This is a genomic window from Rhizobium sp. AN6A, from assembly GCF_900215635.1.
In the GTDB taxonomy this organism is placed as follows: domain Bacteria; phylum Pseudomonadota; class Alphaproteobacteria; order Rhizobiales; family Rhizobiaceae; genus Agrobacterium; species Agrobacterium tumefaciens.
Map to the genome: position 1 here is coordinate 1,578,602 of NZ_OCNC01000004.1, position 15,912 is coordinate 1,594,513.

At 58.3% G+C, this 15,912-nt stretch carries 15 protein-coding genes; 6 read left to right on the plus strand and 9 right to left on the minus strand.

Annotation, left to right across the window (positions count from 1 at the left end; all coding sequences use genetic code 11):
* Positions 1-354: 354 nt before the first annotated feature.
* From visN to CRO62_RS20255, 3 genes are all read left to right on the plus strand, one after another.
* On the plus strand, positions 355-1,086 hold the full coding sequence (visN, locus tag CRO62_RS20245) for a transcriptional regulator VisN (RefSeq protein WP_003515014.1): 732 nt from the start codon (positions 355-357) through the stop codon (positions 1,084-1,086).
* 58 nt (positions 1,087-1,144) lie between these two features.
* Complete coding sequence (gene visR, locus CRO62_RS20250; RefSeq protein WP_003515015.1) at positions 1,145-1,846, plus strand: transcriptional regulator VisR; 702 nt, start codon at positions 1,145-1,147, stop codon at positions 1,844-1,846.
* 153 nt (positions 1,847-1,999) lie between these two features.
* On the plus strand, positions 2,000-3,847 hold the full coding sequence (locus CRO62_RS20255) for a methyl-accepting chemotaxis protein (RefSeq protein WP_097101489.1): 1,848 nt from the start codon (positions 2,000-2,002) through the stop codon (positions 3,845-3,847).
* Positions 3,848-3,902: 55 nt separating this feature from the next.
* Here the strand turns inward: CRO62_RS20255 and CRO62_RS20260 are convergent, their stop codons facing one another.
* Complete coding sequence (locus tag CRO62_RS20260) at positions 3,903-7,412, minus strand: hybrid sensor histidine kinase/response regulator (protein WP_097101492.1); 3,510 nt, start codon at positions 7,410-7,412, stop codon at positions 3,903-3,905.
* Positions 7,413-7,628: 216 nt separating this feature from the next.
* On the opposite strand from CRO62_RS20260, the gene mscL reads away from it, so the two are divergent.
* From mscL to galE, 3 genes are all read left to right on the plus strand, one after another.
* Positions 7,629-8,057 (plus strand): large conductance mechanosensitive channel protein MscL, encoded by a 429-nt coding sequence (gene mscL / locus CRO62_RS20265; RefSeq protein WP_003515034.1) that lies wholly within the window; start codon positions 7,629-7,631, stop codon positions 8,055-8,057.
* Positions 8,058-8,210: 153 nt separating this feature from the next.
* Positions 8,211-9,377, plus strand: a complete 1,167-nt coding sequence (locus tag CRO62_RS20270) for a pyridoxal phosphate-dependent aminotransferase (RefSeq protein ID WP_097101494.1) — start codon at positions 8,211-8,213, stop codon at positions 9,375-9,377.
* A 327-nt stretch (positions 9,378-9,704) separates the two neighbouring features.
* Positions 9,705-10,736, plus strand: a complete 1,032-nt coding sequence (gene galE / locus CRO62_RS20275; RefSeq protein ID WP_097101496.1) for a UDP-glucose 4-epimerase GalE — start codon at positions 9,705-9,707, stop codon at positions 10,734-10,736.
* A gap of 27 nt (positions 10,737-10,763) precedes the next feature.
* Here galE and CRO62_RS20280 read toward each other — a convergent pair whose 3' ends face one another.
* From CRO62_RS20280 to CRO62_RS20315, 8 genes are all read right to left on the minus strand, one after another.
* A complete protein-coding gene (locus CRO62_RS20280; protein WP_097101498.1) occupies positions 10,764-11,585 on the minus strand; it encodes a DUF6030 family protein in 822 nt (273 codons plus the stop codon).
* 148 nt (positions 11,586-11,733) lie between these two features.
* Entirely contained in the window at positions 11,734-11,961 is a 228-nt protein-coding gene (gene yacG, locus CRO62_RS20285) for a DNA gyrase inhibitor YacG (protein WP_097101500.1), read from the minus strand.
* A gap of 3 nt (positions 11,962-11,964) precedes the next feature.
* On the minus strand, positions 11,965-12,588 hold the full coding sequence (locus CRO62_RS20290) for a Maf-like protein (protein ID WP_003515050.1): 624 nt from the start codon (positions 12,586-12,588) through the stop codon (positions 11,965-11,967).
* Positions 12,589-12,622: 34 nt separating this feature from the next.
* Positions 12,623-12,841: a translation initiation factor IF-1 gene (gene infA / locus CRO62_RS20295; protein ID WP_003493814.1), complete on the minus strand. Its 219-nt coding sequence runs from the start codon at positions 12,839-12,841 to the stop codon at positions 12,623-12,625.
* 210 nt (positions 12,842-13,051) lie between these two features.
* A complete protein-coding gene (locus CRO62_RS20300) occupies positions 13,052-13,540 on the minus strand; it encodes a low molecular weight phosphatase family protein (protein ID WP_013635463.1) in 489 nt (162 codons plus the stop codon).
* A gap of 2 nt (positions 13,541-13,542) precedes the next feature.
* Positions 13,543-14,016: a UPF0262 family protein gene (locus tag CRO62_RS20305; RefSeq protein WP_003515052.1), complete on the minus strand. Its 474-nt coding sequence runs from the start codon at positions 14,014-14,016 to the stop codon at positions 13,543-13,545.
* A gap of 3 nt (positions 14,017-14,019) precedes the next feature.
* Positions 14,020-15,318: a histidinol dehydrogenase gene (hisD, locus tag CRO62_RS20310; protein ID WP_097101501.1), complete on the minus strand. Its 1,299-nt coding sequence runs from the start codon at positions 15,316-15,318 to the stop codon at positions 14,020-14,022.
* 131 nt (positions 15,319-15,449) lie between these two features.
* Complete coding sequence (locus CRO62_RS20315) at positions 15,450-15,890, minus strand: DUF2948 family protein (protein WP_019564311.1); 441 nt, start codon at positions 15,888-15,890, stop codon at positions 15,450-15,452.
* Positions 15,891-15,912: the final 22 nt, after the last annotated feature.

The following is a 15,912-nucleotide window of genomic DNA, read 5'->3' on the forward strand; positions in this document are numbered from 1 at the left end:
TTATCCCGGCCTTTTGCGCATTTCCGGGTTGTTTGATATCTTGGCGTCGCGCGCGGCCGCATTCCCGTTTCGGGACACTGTTTACAAAAAATTCAGCAACGATACAGTTTGCTGGGAATAGGCTGAGAATGCCGTTTATGGATTGGTCAGCTTTTCAGTATGTTTTTTAGGAATAGACGAACAAGGAAATACGTGGAAAGGCTGGTGTCAGGTAATGGCAAATCCCAGTCCGTTCCATAAAATGAAGTGATTCGGTCTCCGGGGGCTCACCATCCCATTTTGGTAAGCTTCTCGAATGGAATGATTCCATCCCGAGGTATAATCTCCCCATTGGGAGCAAGAGGGCGTAGGCGATTGAAAGTCGATGTTGATATCCGCAGGCTGTCTGCCAAGCCTATGGAGGGCATGGGTAAGCCCTTGCCACGCGACCAGCTTGCCAAGAACGTCGCAGCCTCGGCCGCTGCCGGTAACGTTTCAGGCGCGCTGGATCTGCTCGTAACCTACGCCGGCGCCTCGCACTATCTGCTGGCGCGGGAGGATCTTCTCGAAGAAACCGGACTGAAATTCATCATCACATCCGACTGGCCTTTCGATCTGGTGCGCAGGCTTGGTGCCGAACTCGCCAACAGCCAGAACAGATCGAGCGAAATGGAAAAGTGCCTTTCGCTTCTGCAGCCGCGATTGCTTGTTCTTCCGGACGACGTTTCTGTCCCCTTCGGCATCGACCGGCAATATTCGGCGCTTTCCTTCTGTGTGGGCCGCATTCGTCTTTCGCTTCTGCTGCTGTTTCCAGAACACTCGGTTCCTTCGCCGGACCGTCTGCGCGAAATCGCGCTTCTGACCGGCTATTGCGTCAGCTTCGGCATTGCCAGCGAAGCAAAGGCCGTGCGGGACATAGACCTCACAGAACGTGAGCTTGAGTGCCTGTTCTGGATCGCGGAAGGCAAGACAAGCGACGAAATTGCGATGATACTTGGCATTTCGCGCAATACGATCAATAATTACATTACAAGCGTGATGCGGAAAACCGCTACGAAAACCCGCTCGGAGGCAATCGCCTACGCCGTGCGCAACAACCTCGTATAGATGGTCGGGACCCATGGTACAGACGAAAGATAATGAGGGTACGAGTCAAAGCAGCGGTATGTTTTACCGCAGCCCTGTTGTGACAAGCCGGTCGGATCTGTTTCCGAAGCTGGTCGCCATGCAGAAACTGGTCGGCGCACGGAATTTCGTGGTGACGAAGGCTGCCGCCTCCGGCTTCCCCAACAAGAAGAAGCTGACCTGCGAGCTGGAGAACTGGGGCATGAATGCCGCCGAACAGAGCGCGCAGTTCATCCGCGCTGTCGGCGATATTCTTTTGGATCATATCGAGACATCGCTGCTGCCGGTTATCTGGCGTAACAAGAATGCCGGCGGTTTTGCCGATCTTCCTGACGTGCCGGCTTTGATGCGCCGGATCGAGAACGATACATTGCCCTATGCGGGACTGGCTTTGCCGGTGCGGCTCGGCACGATCGGCAACGGCTACATCGTTTTCTGTGGTAGCAACCTCGTTCTCGACAACGAGGTCGTCATCGAACAGCACATCAAATGCTGCGAGATCATGGTCGATATGCTGGCGCTGGATGAGCGCAAGGTGGCACCGTCTGAAGCGTTGAGCGAAAGGGAAATCGCCTGCCTGCAACTGGCGGGTGATGGCCGTATCAGCGAAGAAATCGCGGTGAAGCTCGGGCTTTCGGTACACACCGTCAATGCCTATCTGGGATCGGCGACGATCAAGCTCGATTCCGTCAACCGTATCCAGGCGATCGCAAAGGCCATCCGGCTCGGCTATATCCATTGATTGGCGAAGGGGGGCGGGCTTTCCCGTCCCTGTAAGCCGGCAGGCGTCGGCGCGGCTTGTGTAATCCACCCTAAAAGCTGCTATCGGTACTTCGCGTTTTTTTAACAGTTGCCAACTAGAACTTTTATAAGTTTGGTTTTGGGGAACTGTTTCATGCACAACCGGCTCTTTAAGTCCGTTGCGGGTAAGGTCGTCGTGCTGACGATCGGCCTGATTGCGCTCAGCGTCGCGGCAGTTGGTTTTTCGACATACATTCGCCTGAAGGACAATATCATCACCACTGCGCTGCGTGACACGCACACCGCGATGCGCGGCATGGCGATCCTTTACGAGATGAAGGTCGGCGGCGTGGCCCTCGAAATGGTGGATGGAGAGCTCAAGAGTATCGGCCGCGCCAGCATCGGGACACTGCGCGACAATGATCTAGTCGACCGCACGGCTGCCGGTAATGGCGGCATCGCCACGGTTTTTGAAGCCAAGGCCGGCGATTATATTCGCATGACCACCAATCTGAAGAACGAAAAGGGCGAGAGAGCAGCGGGCACGAAACTCGCCACCGACCACCCCGCTTTCGAAAAGGTCTCGAAGGGTGAGGGTTATTTCGGCGCCGCCACGCTTTTCGGCACCAATTACATGACCGGATACATGCCGGTTCTCAACAAGTCCGGAGCGACCGTCGGTATTCTTTTCGTGGGCGTTCCCATGGCCGTCTACGAAGCCCAAATTTTCGGCCTGCGCGACCTGATGCTGATCTGTGGCGCGCTTGCCATGGTCGGCGTGGGATTGCTCGCCTATTTCGTCATCCGGCGCACCCTGCAGCCTCTAGGCAAGCTTACCGATGCGGTGAAGTCGCTTTCGGACGGCAATCTCGATACGCCGATCCCCTATGCCACCAATACCAATGAATTCGGCAACATCGCCCGCGCTCTGGTGATATTCCGCGAGAATGCGCTTGAGAAACTCGCGATCGAGGGCAAAAGCGCCGAGGAACGGTCCGTGGCGGAATCGGAGCGTCACCGCAACGATGCCGAAAAGCAGGAGCTGGACGGCCAGATCGAATTCGCAGTCAGCGAGATCGCGTCCGGTCTCGGCAGGCTTTCGCGCGGTGATCTGAGCCGCACGATCGAGACACCCTTTAACGGCCGTCTGGATCGTCTGCGCACGGACTTCAACGAATCCCTTCTCAACCTGCGCGATGCGCTGGGGCAAATCCGCGAGCGCACCCTGGTCATCCAGCATAGCGGTTTTGAAATCGAGCAATCGTCGGTCGATCTGTCGAAGCGCACGGAGAATCAGGCAGCCTCGCTGGAAGAGACGGCAGCCGCTGTCGAGGAAATCACCGCAACGGTCAGATCGTCGGCCGAGCGGGCACGCGAAGCCAACGAGGCCGTCCGCATCACCAAACAGAGCGCCGACAGTTCCGGTTCGGTCGTCAGCAATGCCGTGGACGCCATGGGCCGTATCGAAGACGCCTCGCGCAAGATCGAGCAGATCATCGAGGTCATCGATGACATCGCGTTCCAGACCAACCTTCTCGCCCTCAATGCCGGCATCGAGGCTGCGCGTGCGGGCGAGGCGGGCAAAGGTTTTGCGGTCGTGGCGCAGGAAGTGCGTGAACTTGCACAACGCTCCGCGGACGCGGCACGTGAAATCAAGCAGCTCATCAACCAGTCAACGCATGAGGTGAGCTCCGGATCGAAGCTGGTGCAGGAAGCGGGCACGGTTCTTTCAGCCATCAGCCATCAGATTGTCGCCGTCAGCCAGCATGTCGAAACCATCGCGACGGCGACGCAGGATCAGTCCTCCGCGCTCCACAATGTCAACGGGTCCGTCAACCAGATGGATCAGATGACCCAGCAGAACGCGGCGCTTGCCCAACAGTCGAGCGCAGCCAGCAGGGTGCTGTCGGGCGAAGTGGAAGCGTTGCTCGATCTGGTTCAGCGTTTTCAGATGGAGCAGGGCTCGGCGACCGGCAGGGATCGACTGAGCCGCGCGGCCTGACATTCGAATTTTTGAAAGTCGAAGAGCTCCCGGATCGCAAGGTCCGGGAGCTTTTTTATTCTGCCGCCGCGCGGGCCGTGCCGGATATCTGGTTGATATAGGCCCGCAGCGCCGCCGGTTTGACCGGCTTATGCTGGACGGAAATCCCGTATTTTTCCGCATCGCTGCGCACTTCCGGGCTGCGGTCCGCCGTCACGAGCAGGGCAGGGATCGTTTTGCCGTAGAATGTCCTGATCAGGCGGATGGCGCTGATGCCGTCGCCGTCGTCGAGATGATAATCGGCAATGATGACATCCGGCGCCGCTGACATTGTCAGGAACGGTTCTTCGAGTGTGGCCACCGAACCTGCGGGCAACACCTCACAGCCCCATCCCGTCAGCAATAACGTCATGCCCTCGAGGATTTTCGGCTCGTTGTCGATGCAGAGTACCCTGACGCCGGCAAGCCGGTCGCTCGCCACCGGATTGGCGATCCCGCTAGCGGCCTTGGCGGGCGTCAGGCGGTCTGCCTCGCGCGGCAGGTGGATACGGAATGTCGTACCTTTGCCGGGTGTGGAGATCAGCTGTACCGGATGGTGCAGCATGCGCGACAGCCGGTCGACAATTGAAAGACCAAGTCCGAGGCCGGAGGCCGTTTTTGCACCCTCATCCAGCCGGGCGAATTCCTTGAAGACCGTGCGGAATTTGGATGCAGGAATGCCGATGCCGGAATCAGTCACCTGAATGACGACATCGCCACCCCGGCGGCGCGCGCCAACGATGACCTTGCCACTCAGTGTGTATTTGATGGCGTTGGAGACGAGGTTTTGTATCAGCCTCCGCAACAGGTTGGGGTCGGAGCGGACGGTGAGCGAGGTGGGCATGACCACGAGATCGAGGTTCTTTTCCTGCGCCATAGGCGCGAAATCGGTTTCGATGCGTTTCAGCAACTCGTTCAGCGGCACCGATGTTATGCGCGCTTTCATCGAACCCGTGTCGAGGCGGGAAATATCGAGCACCGCGCCGAGAATGGTTTCGACCGACTCGAGCGCCGAATCGATGTTCTGGACGAGATCGCTTTCCCCCGAGGCGCCAAGCCGCTCGACCAGCGAGGAGGAATAAAGCCGGGCGGCATTCAGCGGCTGGAGGATATCGTGGCCGGCGGCAGCAAAAAACCGTGTCTTGCCGATATTCGCCTCGTCGGCCGATGCCCTTGCCTCCGCAAGTTCGCGGTTGACGCGGGTAAGCTCGACGGTTCGTTCCGCCACCCGCTGCTCCAGCGTTTCATTGGCCTGTTTCAGCGCCTGATCGCTCGCCACTCTCTGCGTGATATCGGTGAAGGTGGCGACGATACCCTTGTCCGGCATGGTGTTGGAGCGCACTTCGATGATGCGCTCGCCGCCGCCTAGCACCAGCGAGAAAGGCAGGTCCATGGTCAGGAAACTGGTGATCAGCTGTTCCGTGTCGCCCGGCGGCATGTCGCCGCGCTCCTGCAACATGGAAACGATGTCCGTCAGCGGCAGCCCCACCTGCCCGAATTGCTCAGGTAGATCGAGAAGGGTGCGGAAGCGCCGGTTCCAGATCGTCAGCTGCTGCGAGCTGTCGAAAACGGCGATGCCCTGGTCCATCTGCGCCAGCGCCGTTTGCAGCATGTCCTGATTATATTGCAGCGCCTCGCTCGCCTGATCCAGCAGCCAGGCCGTGTCGGCGCTGGTGTCCTCCGCCTTCTGGAGAATGATCGACAGCACGAGACGGGCTGAGGAGGAGCCGATGGCGCTGCCCAGCAATTGTTCGGAGAAATGGATCAGCGCCATGTCGGCAGGCTGGTCGTCGTTGAGCTTCCTGCCCGCCGTCTTTTCATAGGTCGCCAGTGAGCGCAGCATGCGCTCTTCACCGAGATAACGGGCAATCGCGCTTTTGAGATCGCCGACGCTGACGCGGGTTTTCCAGCCGCGCGTGGCGAATTGTGATTTCGAATGGCGCTTCACGAAGATGCCGGACTGGATGCGCTCCACCGGTCGCGGGTTGCGTGAAAGCGAGCCAAGCACGAAAGCCATGCTGTTGACGAGCAGGCTGAGGATGACCGCGTTCACAAAAGGGTCGGCCTCGGGACCGTTGAAGACCGTACTGCCGGAAAACAGGAAGCCGAGCACGGTGGCCGCGACCTCCGAATTATCAGGCCCGCCGAAGCTTGGCAGAAACAGCAGGTAGGCCCAGACAAAAAAGCCTGAACTCAAACCGGCAATCGCGCCGCGCGCATTGGCGCGTCGCCAGAACAACCCGCCGAAAAGGGCAGGGGCCATCTGGGCGATGGCGGCAAATGCCAGGAGGCCGATGGAGGCAAGCCCGGTGGCGCTATCGGCCGCACGGTAGTAGCCGTAGCCGAGAAGCATCACCGCAAAGATCGCTGTTCTGCGGATGTTGAGAAGCGTTTTGGCAAAGTTGTCCCGGTGCGGCGAGCGGTTCAATAGCTTCTGCCGCAAAAAGATCGGCATGACGATGTCGTTGGAAATCATGATCGACAGCGCGACCGAGGCAACGATCACCATGGCGGTCGCCGCTGAAAATCCACCAATGAAGGTAATCAGCGAAACGACCGGCATCTGATGCGCAAGCGGCAATTGCAGGACGTAAAGATCGGCGTTGCCATTGGCGCCGAGCGTCAAAATTCCGGCAAGCGCTATCGGCAGCACGAAGATGTTGATCGCAATCAGATAAAGCGGCAGCAGGAATCCCGCCATGCGCAGCTCTTCCGGCGTGCGATTTTCAACCACGGTGACATGGAACTGGCGCGGCAACAGGATGATCGCGAAACCGGAAAGCAGGGTCATCACGATCCAGCGGCTGATGGGCGTGTGATAGGATATGGCCCGCATGGCCCGTTCATTGCTCGACGCAAGTTCCCACAAATGCGAGGGGCCGTCGAAGAGGACGAACAGAACGTAAAAACCGACGGTGCACATGGCGACGAGCTTGACGAGCGATTCCATTGAAATCGCCAGAATAAGCCCGTCCTGATGTTCTGTGGCATCGGTATGACGGGTGCCGAACATGACGGCGAAGCCCGCCATGACGATGGTGACGAGCAGCGGCAGATCGAGGAAATAGAGGTTGCCGCTGCCAATGCCGTAATCTCCGGGATCGACCATCGTCGCCACCGAGCTGGAAACGGCCTTCAATTGCAGCGCGATATAGGGAATGGCGCCGACAAGCGCGATGATGGCGACAATCATCGCCACGGTGGAGTTCTTGCCGTAGCGGGCGGCAATGAAATCGGCAACCGACGTCAGCTTTTCGGTTTTGGCAAGCTCCACGATCCGGCGAATGATCGGCATGCCAATGGTGAAGGCAAGGATCGGCCCGGTATAGATGCCGAGGAATTCCAGCCCCTTGTCCGCCGCAAGCCCGACGCCGCCGAAATAGGTCCAGGAGGTGCAATAGATCGCCAGGCTAAGCGCATAGACGAACGGGCGCCCCTTTTTGGGAGCGTTTCTTTTCCGGCTGTTCCTGTCCCCATAACTTGCAACCGCAAACAGCAGCAGGACATAAGCGAAGGCCGAACCGAATATGATCCACCCAGGAAGCACGCATCCTCCCCATGCAACAATCCCTGAAAACGAGCATAGGCGAATTCCGCGCCGTTGAGAATGAGCGCGGTCTGATCATAAAGTTCAAGACTACCGTGCAAAAAGCCTAATAAATGCAATCTTGACGAATTCCAAATGGGACAGGGAATCTATATGGTTGAACCCGTAGGGACAGTCACATAGCTTCAGCTCGCGAAGCAGGAGAGGGATCATCTGATGCTTAACGAATTTAAAACCTTCATTGCCCGTGGCAATGTCATGGATCTGGCCGTGGGTGTTATTATCGGGGCGGCGTTCAGCAAGATCGTCGATTCCGTCGTCAACGACCTTATCATGCCGATCGTCGGTGCGATTTTCGGCGGGTTCGATTTTTCGAACTACTTCCTGCCACTCAGTTCCAGCGTCACCGCCAGCTCGCTTGCCGCCGCGCGCGATCAAGGCGCTGTCTTCGCTTATGGTAACTTTCTCACGGTCCTCATCAACTTCCTCATTCTCGCCTGGATCATTTTCCTGATGGTCAAAGGGGTCAACAAGCTTCGCGCTTCTGTCGACCGGAAAAAGATCGAGGAAAAGTCGGAACCGGCTCCGCCGCCGGAAGACGTCAAGCTTCTCACCGAAATCCGCGATCTGCTGAAGACGCGTTGAAGCTTAGATTGTCCCGGCGCGATATTGCTGCCCCATGGGTCGGCTCCCTCTCGCCGGGCATCCATCCATAAAGAAAATCCATGACTGTCGCACGGAATATCATGCATATCGCCCGTTCGATGCGATAAGAAGACACCAAACGGAGTGTCTTTAATGTCCATTTTGAACAGTCTGAGTGCACGCTCTCTGGCGGCTCCCAAGAGCGGCATTGTCGAGGTCGTGAATTATGCCCGGGGACGGGACAATCTTCTGCCGCTTTGGGTCGGCGAAGGCGATCTGCCAAGCCCGGACTTCATCAACAAGGCTGCCATCGACGGGCTCAACAATGGTGAGACCTTCTATACCTGGCAACGCGGCATTCCCGAATTGCGCCAGGCGCTCAGCAGCTACTACGAGCGTCACTTTTCAGCCTCTCTATCCGCAGATCATTTTTACGTAACAGGTTCCGGCATGCAGGCGATTGCGCTTGCGGTGCAGGCGCTGACCTCGCCGGGCGACGAGATGATCTATCTCACGCCCACCTGGCCTAATATTGTCGCCGCCATCGGCGTGGCGGGCGCAAAGGCGGTCGCAGTCGGCATAGATTTCCACGATGGTCGCTGGGATCTCGATATCGGCAAGCTGGAAAGTGCGATCACGGGCAAGACGAAGGCGCTCTTCATCAATACGCCCTCCAACCCGACCGGCTGGACCGCAACGCGCGACAATCTTCGCGATGTTCTGGCACTCGCCCGCAAACACGACCTCTGGATCGTGGCGGATGAGATTTACGCGCTTTATCACTATACCGGCACCCGTGCGCCGTCGTTCCTCGACGTGATGGAACCGGATGACAAAATCGTCTTCGCCAATTCTTTTTCGAAGAACTGGTCCATGACGGGCTGGCGTGTTGGCTGGCTTGTGGCGCCACCCGTCATCGGGCAGGTGATCGAGAACCTCATTCAATATTCCACCTCCGGTGTGGCGCAGTTCATGCAGCGCGGCGCAGTCGCGGCTCTCGACCATGGCGACGGTTTCGTCCGCGAGAACTACGAACGCGCTCTGACATCCCGCGACATTCTCTGCGATGCGCTGATCGCGACGAACCGCGTGGAAACATTGAAGCCGGATGGCGCTCTTTATGCCTTCCTCAAGGTGGACGGCGTGACCGACAGCCGCGCCACGGCTCTGGATATCGTTGACAAGACCGGCGTCGGCCTCGCGCCGGGCACCGCCTTCGGCCAAGGCGGAGAGCTGTTTCTCCGCGCCTGCTTCCTGCGCAACCCAAAGCAGATCGAAGACGCAGCCGATCGGCTGGCATCCTATATTCTCGGCAGATAACCGCATCCTCCGATAGCCCGCCCTGTCGCGCCCAGTATTTTGCCGCGGCAGGCAGATTTTCTACCGAAAGAATCATGGCGAGCCGCTAAAACTACAACCTCACGGCGTACCAATCGACGTGCGGGCTTTTCTGTGCTATGCGCCTTGTGTTCCATTTATGAGAACATTTTCATCTAATAAATAAAACACACTTCATTGCGCTAACCAATCGTAAGCCACCTTTTCATAGGGGCGAGGGATAGGTGGGGTATTTGCTGTGCAAGTAATCAATGATGAAGAATTATTGGCTTTGATGGACGCAACAAAAGCAAACAGGGAAGTAATGTCATGGCTGTTCTGGTCACCGGTGGGGCCGGTTATATAGGAAGCCACATGGTGTGGGCTTTGCTCGACGCCGGTGAAGACGTCGTTGTTGTCGACCGTCTTTCGACGGGATCACGTTGGGCGGTCGCGCCAGCGGCGCGTTTCTATCTCGGCGACGTCGCCGATCGCGACTTGCTCGGCCAGATTTTCGAACACAACCAGATCGAGACCATTTTCCACTTCGCTGGCTCCGTCAGCGTCCCTGAATCGATCAGCCAGCCGCTGGAATATTACGAAAACAATACCGGCACGACCCGCGCCCTTGTTGCGGCGGCAGTCGGTCATGGTATCCGCAATTTCATCTTCTCTTCGACTGCCGCGGTCTATGGGAACCAACCCTTTGATGGCCCGGTGCCGGAAACGGCAATTCTCAGCCCGGAAAATCCCTACGGCCTGTCGAAGCTCGCCTCAGAAATCATGTTGCGCGATGTCGTGCAGGCGCATGATTTCAACTATGTGGCGCTGCGTTATTTCAATGTTGCCGGCGCCGACCCGAAGGGCCGGGCCGGGCCGTCGCCCACGGGTGTGGCGAACCTCATCAAGGTAGCGTGCGAAGCGGCAACCGGCCGGCGCGACAAGGTGGAGGTTTACGGAACGGATTATCCGACCGCTGACGGCACCGGCGTTCGCGACTATATCCATGTCAGCGATCTGATCGACGCGCATATGCTCGCCATGGCGCATCTGCGTGCTGGTGGCGGCACACGAACGCTCAATTGCGGTTATGGCGTCGGCTATTCGGTACTGGACGTGCTGCATGCCGTGCAGCGGGAATCCGGAAACGATTTCCCGGTTATCCATTGTCCCCGCCGCGCCGGCGACATTGCCACGATGGTTGCGGATTCGAGCCGCATCCAGTCGGAACTCGGATGGTCGCCGCGTTTCAATGATCTCACAATCATCGTTCGCACGGCCCTTCAGTGGGAGGCCAAACGTCAAGCCCAGCGAAGCGACAGGATTCTGCCTGGGCGGCATAAACTGGCAGCGATAGGCTGACCAGCCGTTGGTTTTCGGGATGCGGTTCTACCTGACGGAAAAATAGAGGACCGGTCGATCCGAAAGGGTGGCAGCGGGAAGCCATTTCTCGCTGTCGAAAAAGCTGCGCGTGAGCTTCAGTCCCGGCAATTGTTCCGTTGCCAGCAAAATCAGGTTCAGCCGATGCGGCGCCGACGGCTCCGGTTTTATGGAAACCGAAATACCGAAATGCTCTGCCTGATAGGGTTGCAGCCTGCGTGCCGGCTCAAGCATGCTGGCAAGGTCCGCCCAGCGGGTCTGCTCGATGATCATCGCCAACGCGTCCTCAAGCTTCGTCAGAATAACGGCACCATCAGGTGTCTGCGGCGCAACTACCTTCATCCTGATAGAGCGAACCTCGTCGGATGCCTCGCCTCTGATGTCGAGAAAAAGCGATGCACGTTCCGACGTGTTCGCCGTGTCCCCCACGACAAGGTCGGCCATGCATTCGAAATTGCGGATCTTCACCGGGCTTGCGTGCCAGCCTTGCGGGTTGGAAAAGCCCGCCGCGGTAAAGCGGTCGCAGAGGTCCTTGCCGGACAGAACGAAGTCGCGGGCAAAGGATGCCCTGTCGCCGCCTTGCTCGAATTTCAGCAGATGCGGCGGTAGATTGAGCTTCTGGGCGGTAACCTTTTGCCGCTTGACGGGCTTCATCCGGGCTGATTGCTCGGCGGAGCGTGTGGCAGGCGCAAGGTTGAGATAGCTCAGCAGGCTTTTCAGATGCTTCTTGTCATTGGCAAGCAGCACCGTTGCCAATATGGCAAGACAAACTGCCAGCACCGCAAACAGCAGCGCGCCAGGCCTTACTCTTTTTTGCAGGCTTGCGTCCATCGGGGAACCCTAATGGCTGCCGGGGGAGGGGCGTCAACCGGTTTTTGATATGGCTTTCGGGCTGTCGGCAACCCGGTGAATATATTGCGAGCTGAAGGTCTTAAAAAATACTCTGTATTCCACCGCCGGATTTTCCGGCGGCGCAACGTTATTCGGAGGAATTTTTGAACGAGTCCTGCTCGTCCGCGCTGCTTTCGTCGTCGGCGACAGGAATGGCGTAGGAGCCGTTCAGCCAGCGGGCGAGATCGAGCGAGCGGCAGCGATCCGAACAGAACGGATAGTCTTCCCGTGTCGAGGGACGCCCACACTCCGGACATGGCTTCGTTTTCCGAAGCGGCGTGACATTTCCCGCACCTTCAGTGGATGATTTTGTCATGGTCTATCCTTCGAGCCACCCCGACGTCACCTCAAATCCTTCACCGGAAAGAAGCGACATGGTCTCATACAGCGGCAGGCCGACGACATTGGTGTAGGAGCCGGTCAGTTTCTGCACGAATGAGCCGGCAATGCCCTGGATACCATAGGCCCCGGCTTTGCCGCGCCATTGCCCGGAGGCGATATAGGCGTCGATCTCGCGCGTGGTAAGGCGTTTGAAACGCACCTTGGTTTCCACAACCTTCTGACGGATTTTGCCGCCGGGCGTCACAAGGCAGATGCCGGTATAGACCCAATGGCTGCGCCCCGAGAGAAGATGCAGCGCTGCGGAAGCCTCCTCGGTATATTCGGCCTTGCCGACAATGCGGCGACCCACGGCCACCACGGTGTCGGAGCCGAGAACATAGGCGTCTTTCCACGTCTGCTCGCTCTTCAGCGCCGCATGCGCAGCCTCGGCCTTCTGTAGCGACAGGCGACGGCACAGCGTGCGCGGATGCTCAAGCTTTACGGGCGTTTCGTCGATATCCATCGGCATCAGACGTGCCGGCTCGATGCCGATCTGATGCAACAGTTCCAGACGCCGCGGCGAACCGGATGCCAGAACGAGCTTTTGTTTTGAGTTGGTCATTGCGCTGCCCGGGCGTCCGAATGCCGAAAACGGATTACTTGAAGCGATAGGTGATGCGGCCCTTGCTCAGGTCGTAAGGCGTCATTTCGACCAGCACCTTGTCGCCCGCCAGAACGCGGATACGGTTCTTGCGCATGCGGCCCGCCGTGTGGGCGATGATTTCGTGTTCGTTCTCAAGCTTCACGCGGAATGTTGCGTTCGGCAGCAATTCGGTTACGATGCCCGGGAATTCGAGGACTTCTTCTTTTGTCATGTAAGGGTTTTCTTCCTGTTGATAGTGCCGGACCTGTCGTGTCCGGGAAAATTGCGCGGAAACTACACAATCCCGGCACATTTGTGAACCTCTAAAGCATCACGGCGAAAATCGGAACCGATTTTCGCCAGGTGAGAGGTGCGGATCGAATAAATGCCTGTCCTGTGCGGCGTTTGAAGTGTCTGGTCCGATCGAAACGGACACTCAACCTCAGTCTTTTGAAAGCGTATCTGCTGCCGGCTGCGGCCTTCCTGGCAGGCGTTCGGCAATCAGCCTGGCAAGATGGTCCCGCACCTCGCGATAGGCATCGAGAATCTGGTCCCGCGTGCCGGTGATGACGGTTGGGTCCATGGTTGGCCAATAGACAACGTCGAGCGAGTTCGAGCGTGTCAGTTCAAGTGCTGCGTGATGAGCTTCGGGTGTCAATGTAATGATCAGATCGAAAAAATCATCCTCGATCTCGTCCAATGTGCGCGGTTTGTGTTTGCCGAGCGAAAATCCCTGTTCTTCCAGAACCGCATCCACAAAGGGGTCACGCTCGCCCGCCCGCACGCCGGCCGACTGGATGTAGATGCCGGGCGCCACCAGTCGTTTGGCGATGACCTCGGCCATGGGAGAACGGATGGAGTTCATACCGCACATGAAGAGGACCGATTTGGGAGCCTGTCCCCCATTTGGAGCCGTGGCGGGATCTCTCATCTCTAACCCCGCCAATAAAGCACACAGACAAGGGTAAAGAGACGGCGCGCAGTATCGAAATCGATTTTGATCTTGCCGGAAAGCCGGTCCATCAAAGTCTGCGAGCCGTCATTGTGAATGCCTCGCCTGCCCATGTCGATCGCCTCGATCTGGCTTGGAGTGGAGGAGCGTATCGCCTCGTAATAGCTTTCGCAGATCAGGAAATAATCCTTGATGATGCGGCGGAACGGCGTCAGCGACAGGATATGGGTCGAGACATCCTTCTCGTCTTCGGTCTTGATCGAGAAAACCAGCTTGGCATCGACCAGCGATATGTGCAGCCGGTATGGACCGCCCTCATGGCCGAATGGTTCGAACGTGTTTTCCTCGATCAGGTCGAAAATGGCGACGGCGCGTTCATGCTCCACGTCCGGCGTGGACCGGCCGATGCTATCGTCCAGAACCACATCGCAGAGCCGGAAATCGCCTGAAGCCATCTCTTAACTTTCCGGGTTGAGGCGAATGGAGACGGAGCGCGCATGCGCGTCCAGCCCCTCCGAACGGGCAAGGGTGATCGCCGCCGGCGCAAGCTGCCGCAGCTGCTCAGGCCCGAGACGCAGGATCGAGGTACGCTTGACGAAATCCAGCACTGAAAGACCGGAAGAGAAGCGCGCTGAGCGCGCCGTCGGCAGAACGTGGTTGGAGCCGCCGACATAGTCGCCGATCACCTCAGGCGTATGGCGCCCGACGAAGATCGCGCCGGCATTGCGGATGTGCGCCATCAGCGCGTCCGGATCGTCAACGGCAAGCTCCAGATGCTCGGCCGCAATGCGGTTGGCCAAGGGAATGGCATCGGTGAGCTTTTCGACGAGAATGATCGCACCGAAATCCGCCCAGCTCGCCGCTGCCGTCTCGGCGCGCGACAGCCGCTTCAGCTGCCGCTCCACTGCCGCCTCCACCGCCTTGCCGAGTTCGGCATTGTCGGTGATGAGAATGGACTGCGCGCCACGGTCATGCTCCGCCTGCGCGAGAAGATCGGCGGCTAGCCAGTCCGGATCGTTGTCCTTGTCGGCAATGACAAGTACTTCGGAAGGCCCAGCAATCATGTCGATGCCGACAGTTCCGAAGACATGCCGTTTCGCTGCCGCCACATAGGCATTACCGGGGCCGACAATCTTGGCGACAGGCGTGATCGTTTCGGTGCCGTAGGCGAGTGCAGCCACGGCCTGTGCGCCGCCAATGCGGTGGATTTCCTCAACACCTGCGATGCGGGCGGCGGCAAGAACGGCGGGGTTTATCACGCCGCCATTCGCCGGCACGACCATGACGATACGCTCGACACCGGCAACCTTGGCCGGGACGGCATTCATCAGAACGGAGCTTGGATAGCTCGCGGTGCCGCCGGGCACATAGAGGCCGACAGCTTCGATCGCCGTCCAGCGTGAACCGAGGCCCACACCGATCTCGTCTTCGTAGATATCGTCCTTCGGCATCTGCCGCGCATGGTGTTTTTCAATGCGCCGGGCTGCGAGTTCGAGAGCTTCGATGACACTTCTGTCAACGGCTGCGACGGCCGCATCGATCTCTTCCGCTGTCACCCGCATCGAGACCTTCGAGAAATCGATGCCGTCGAATTTCAGGGAGTAGTGGGCAAGGGCCGCATCGCCGCGATTGCGGACGTCATCGATGATGTCGCGGACGGTCGCGTTGACGTCTTCCGAAACTTCCCTCTTGGTTGTCAGGAAGGCAGCGAATTTCTGTTCGAAATCAGCCGATGCCCGCTCCAGCCAGATTGCCACGCCATTACCCTCTCATTTTCCTCGCGGCGATCCCGCGAGGTGCACGAACTCACCGCAGAAAAATGCGGCTCTGGTATGTGGCATAAATCGAAACAGTGACGAAAGGCAACCGTTGCAATGGCGTGGAGAGCTTATTCGCTATCGGGATGATGCGGTTTGGCGGCAGTTTCCCAGGCGCCGCTCACATCCGTCAGCTGCGCCTCGATGCATTCGACATCGAGTGCGATCGCGCCACCGCCCGAAAGCGTCAGTTCGACGGCGCCATCAGGACCTTCGCCGTTCTGCACGAAGCGGATTGCGAGAAGCGAAAGCACCTGTTCCTTATCAGTGCGATTGATGCCGTGCGAGCGGACAGCGGAGACCCGCTTCAGGAAAACCACGCTGCGGCATCGCTCCGGTGGCAGGTTCTTCTTGTTCGCGCTTTCCCAGACGAAACGATTGGCGGAAAGTGTGAATTGGCCCTGCTTCGCCTCGAAGGCAACGTCCTTCAGTTTGAAGACGCTGTCCTGCATGTGCGTCGAAATGACGGAGAGATCTTCAGTATCCAGCGCGAGCAATTTCAGGCCGCTCATCGTTTTCTTCCTTTTCCGCGGG

What these genes read in the sequence shown, in the direction of transcription:
- visR (WP_003515015.1), top strand. Translation starts at nt 1,145, where the DNA reads ATGTTTTACCGCAGCCCTGTTGTGACAAGCCGGTCGGATCTGTTTCCG.
- CRO62_RS20255 (WP_097101489.1), top strand. Translation starts at nt 2,000, where the DNA reads ATGCACAACCGGCTCTTTAAGTCCGTTGCGGGTAAGGTCGTCGTGCTG.
- mscL (WP_003515034.1), top strand. Translation starts at nt 7,629, where the DNA reads ATGCTTAACGAATTTAAAACCTTCATTGCCCGTGGCAATGTCATGGAT.
- CRO62_RS20270 (WP_097101494.1), top strand. Translation starts at nt 8,211, where the DNA reads ATGTCCATTTTGAACAGTCTGAGTGCACGCTCTCTGGCGGCTCCCAAG.
- galE (WP_097101496.1), top strand. Translation starts at nt 9,705, where the DNA reads ATGGCTGTTCTGGTCACCGGTGGGGCCGGTTATATAGGAAGCCACATG.
- CRO62_RS20280 (WP_097101498.1), bottom strand. Translation starts at nt 11,585, where the DNA reads ATGGACGCAAGCCTGCAAAAAAGAGTAAGGCCTGGCGCGCTGCTGTTT.
- yacG (WP_097101500.1), bottom strand. Translation starts at nt 11,961, where the DNA reads ATGACAAAATCATCCACTGAAGGTGCGGGAAATGTCACGCCGCTTCGG.
- CRO62_RS20290 (WP_003515050.1), bottom strand. Translation starts at nt 12,588, where the DNA reads ATGACCAACTCAAAACAAAAGCTCGTTCTGGCATCCGGTTCGCCGCGG.
- infA (WP_003493814.1), bottom strand. Translation starts at nt 12,841, where the DNA reads ATGACAAAAGAAGAAGTCCTCGAATTCCCGGGCATCGTAACCGAATTG.
- CRO62_RS20300 (WP_013635463.1), bottom strand. Translation starts at nt 13,540, where the DNA reads ATGAGAGATCCCGCCACGGCTCCAAATGGGGGACAGGCTCCCAAATCG.
- CRO62_RS20305 (WP_003515052.1), bottom strand. Translation starts at nt 14,016, where the DNA reads ATGGCTTCAGGCGATTTCCGGCTCTGCGATGTGGTTCTGGACGATAGC.
- CRO62_RS20315 (WP_019564311.1), bottom strand. Translation starts at nt 15,890, where the DNA reads ATGAGCGGCCTGAAATTGCTCGCGCTGGATACTGAAGATCTCTCCGTC.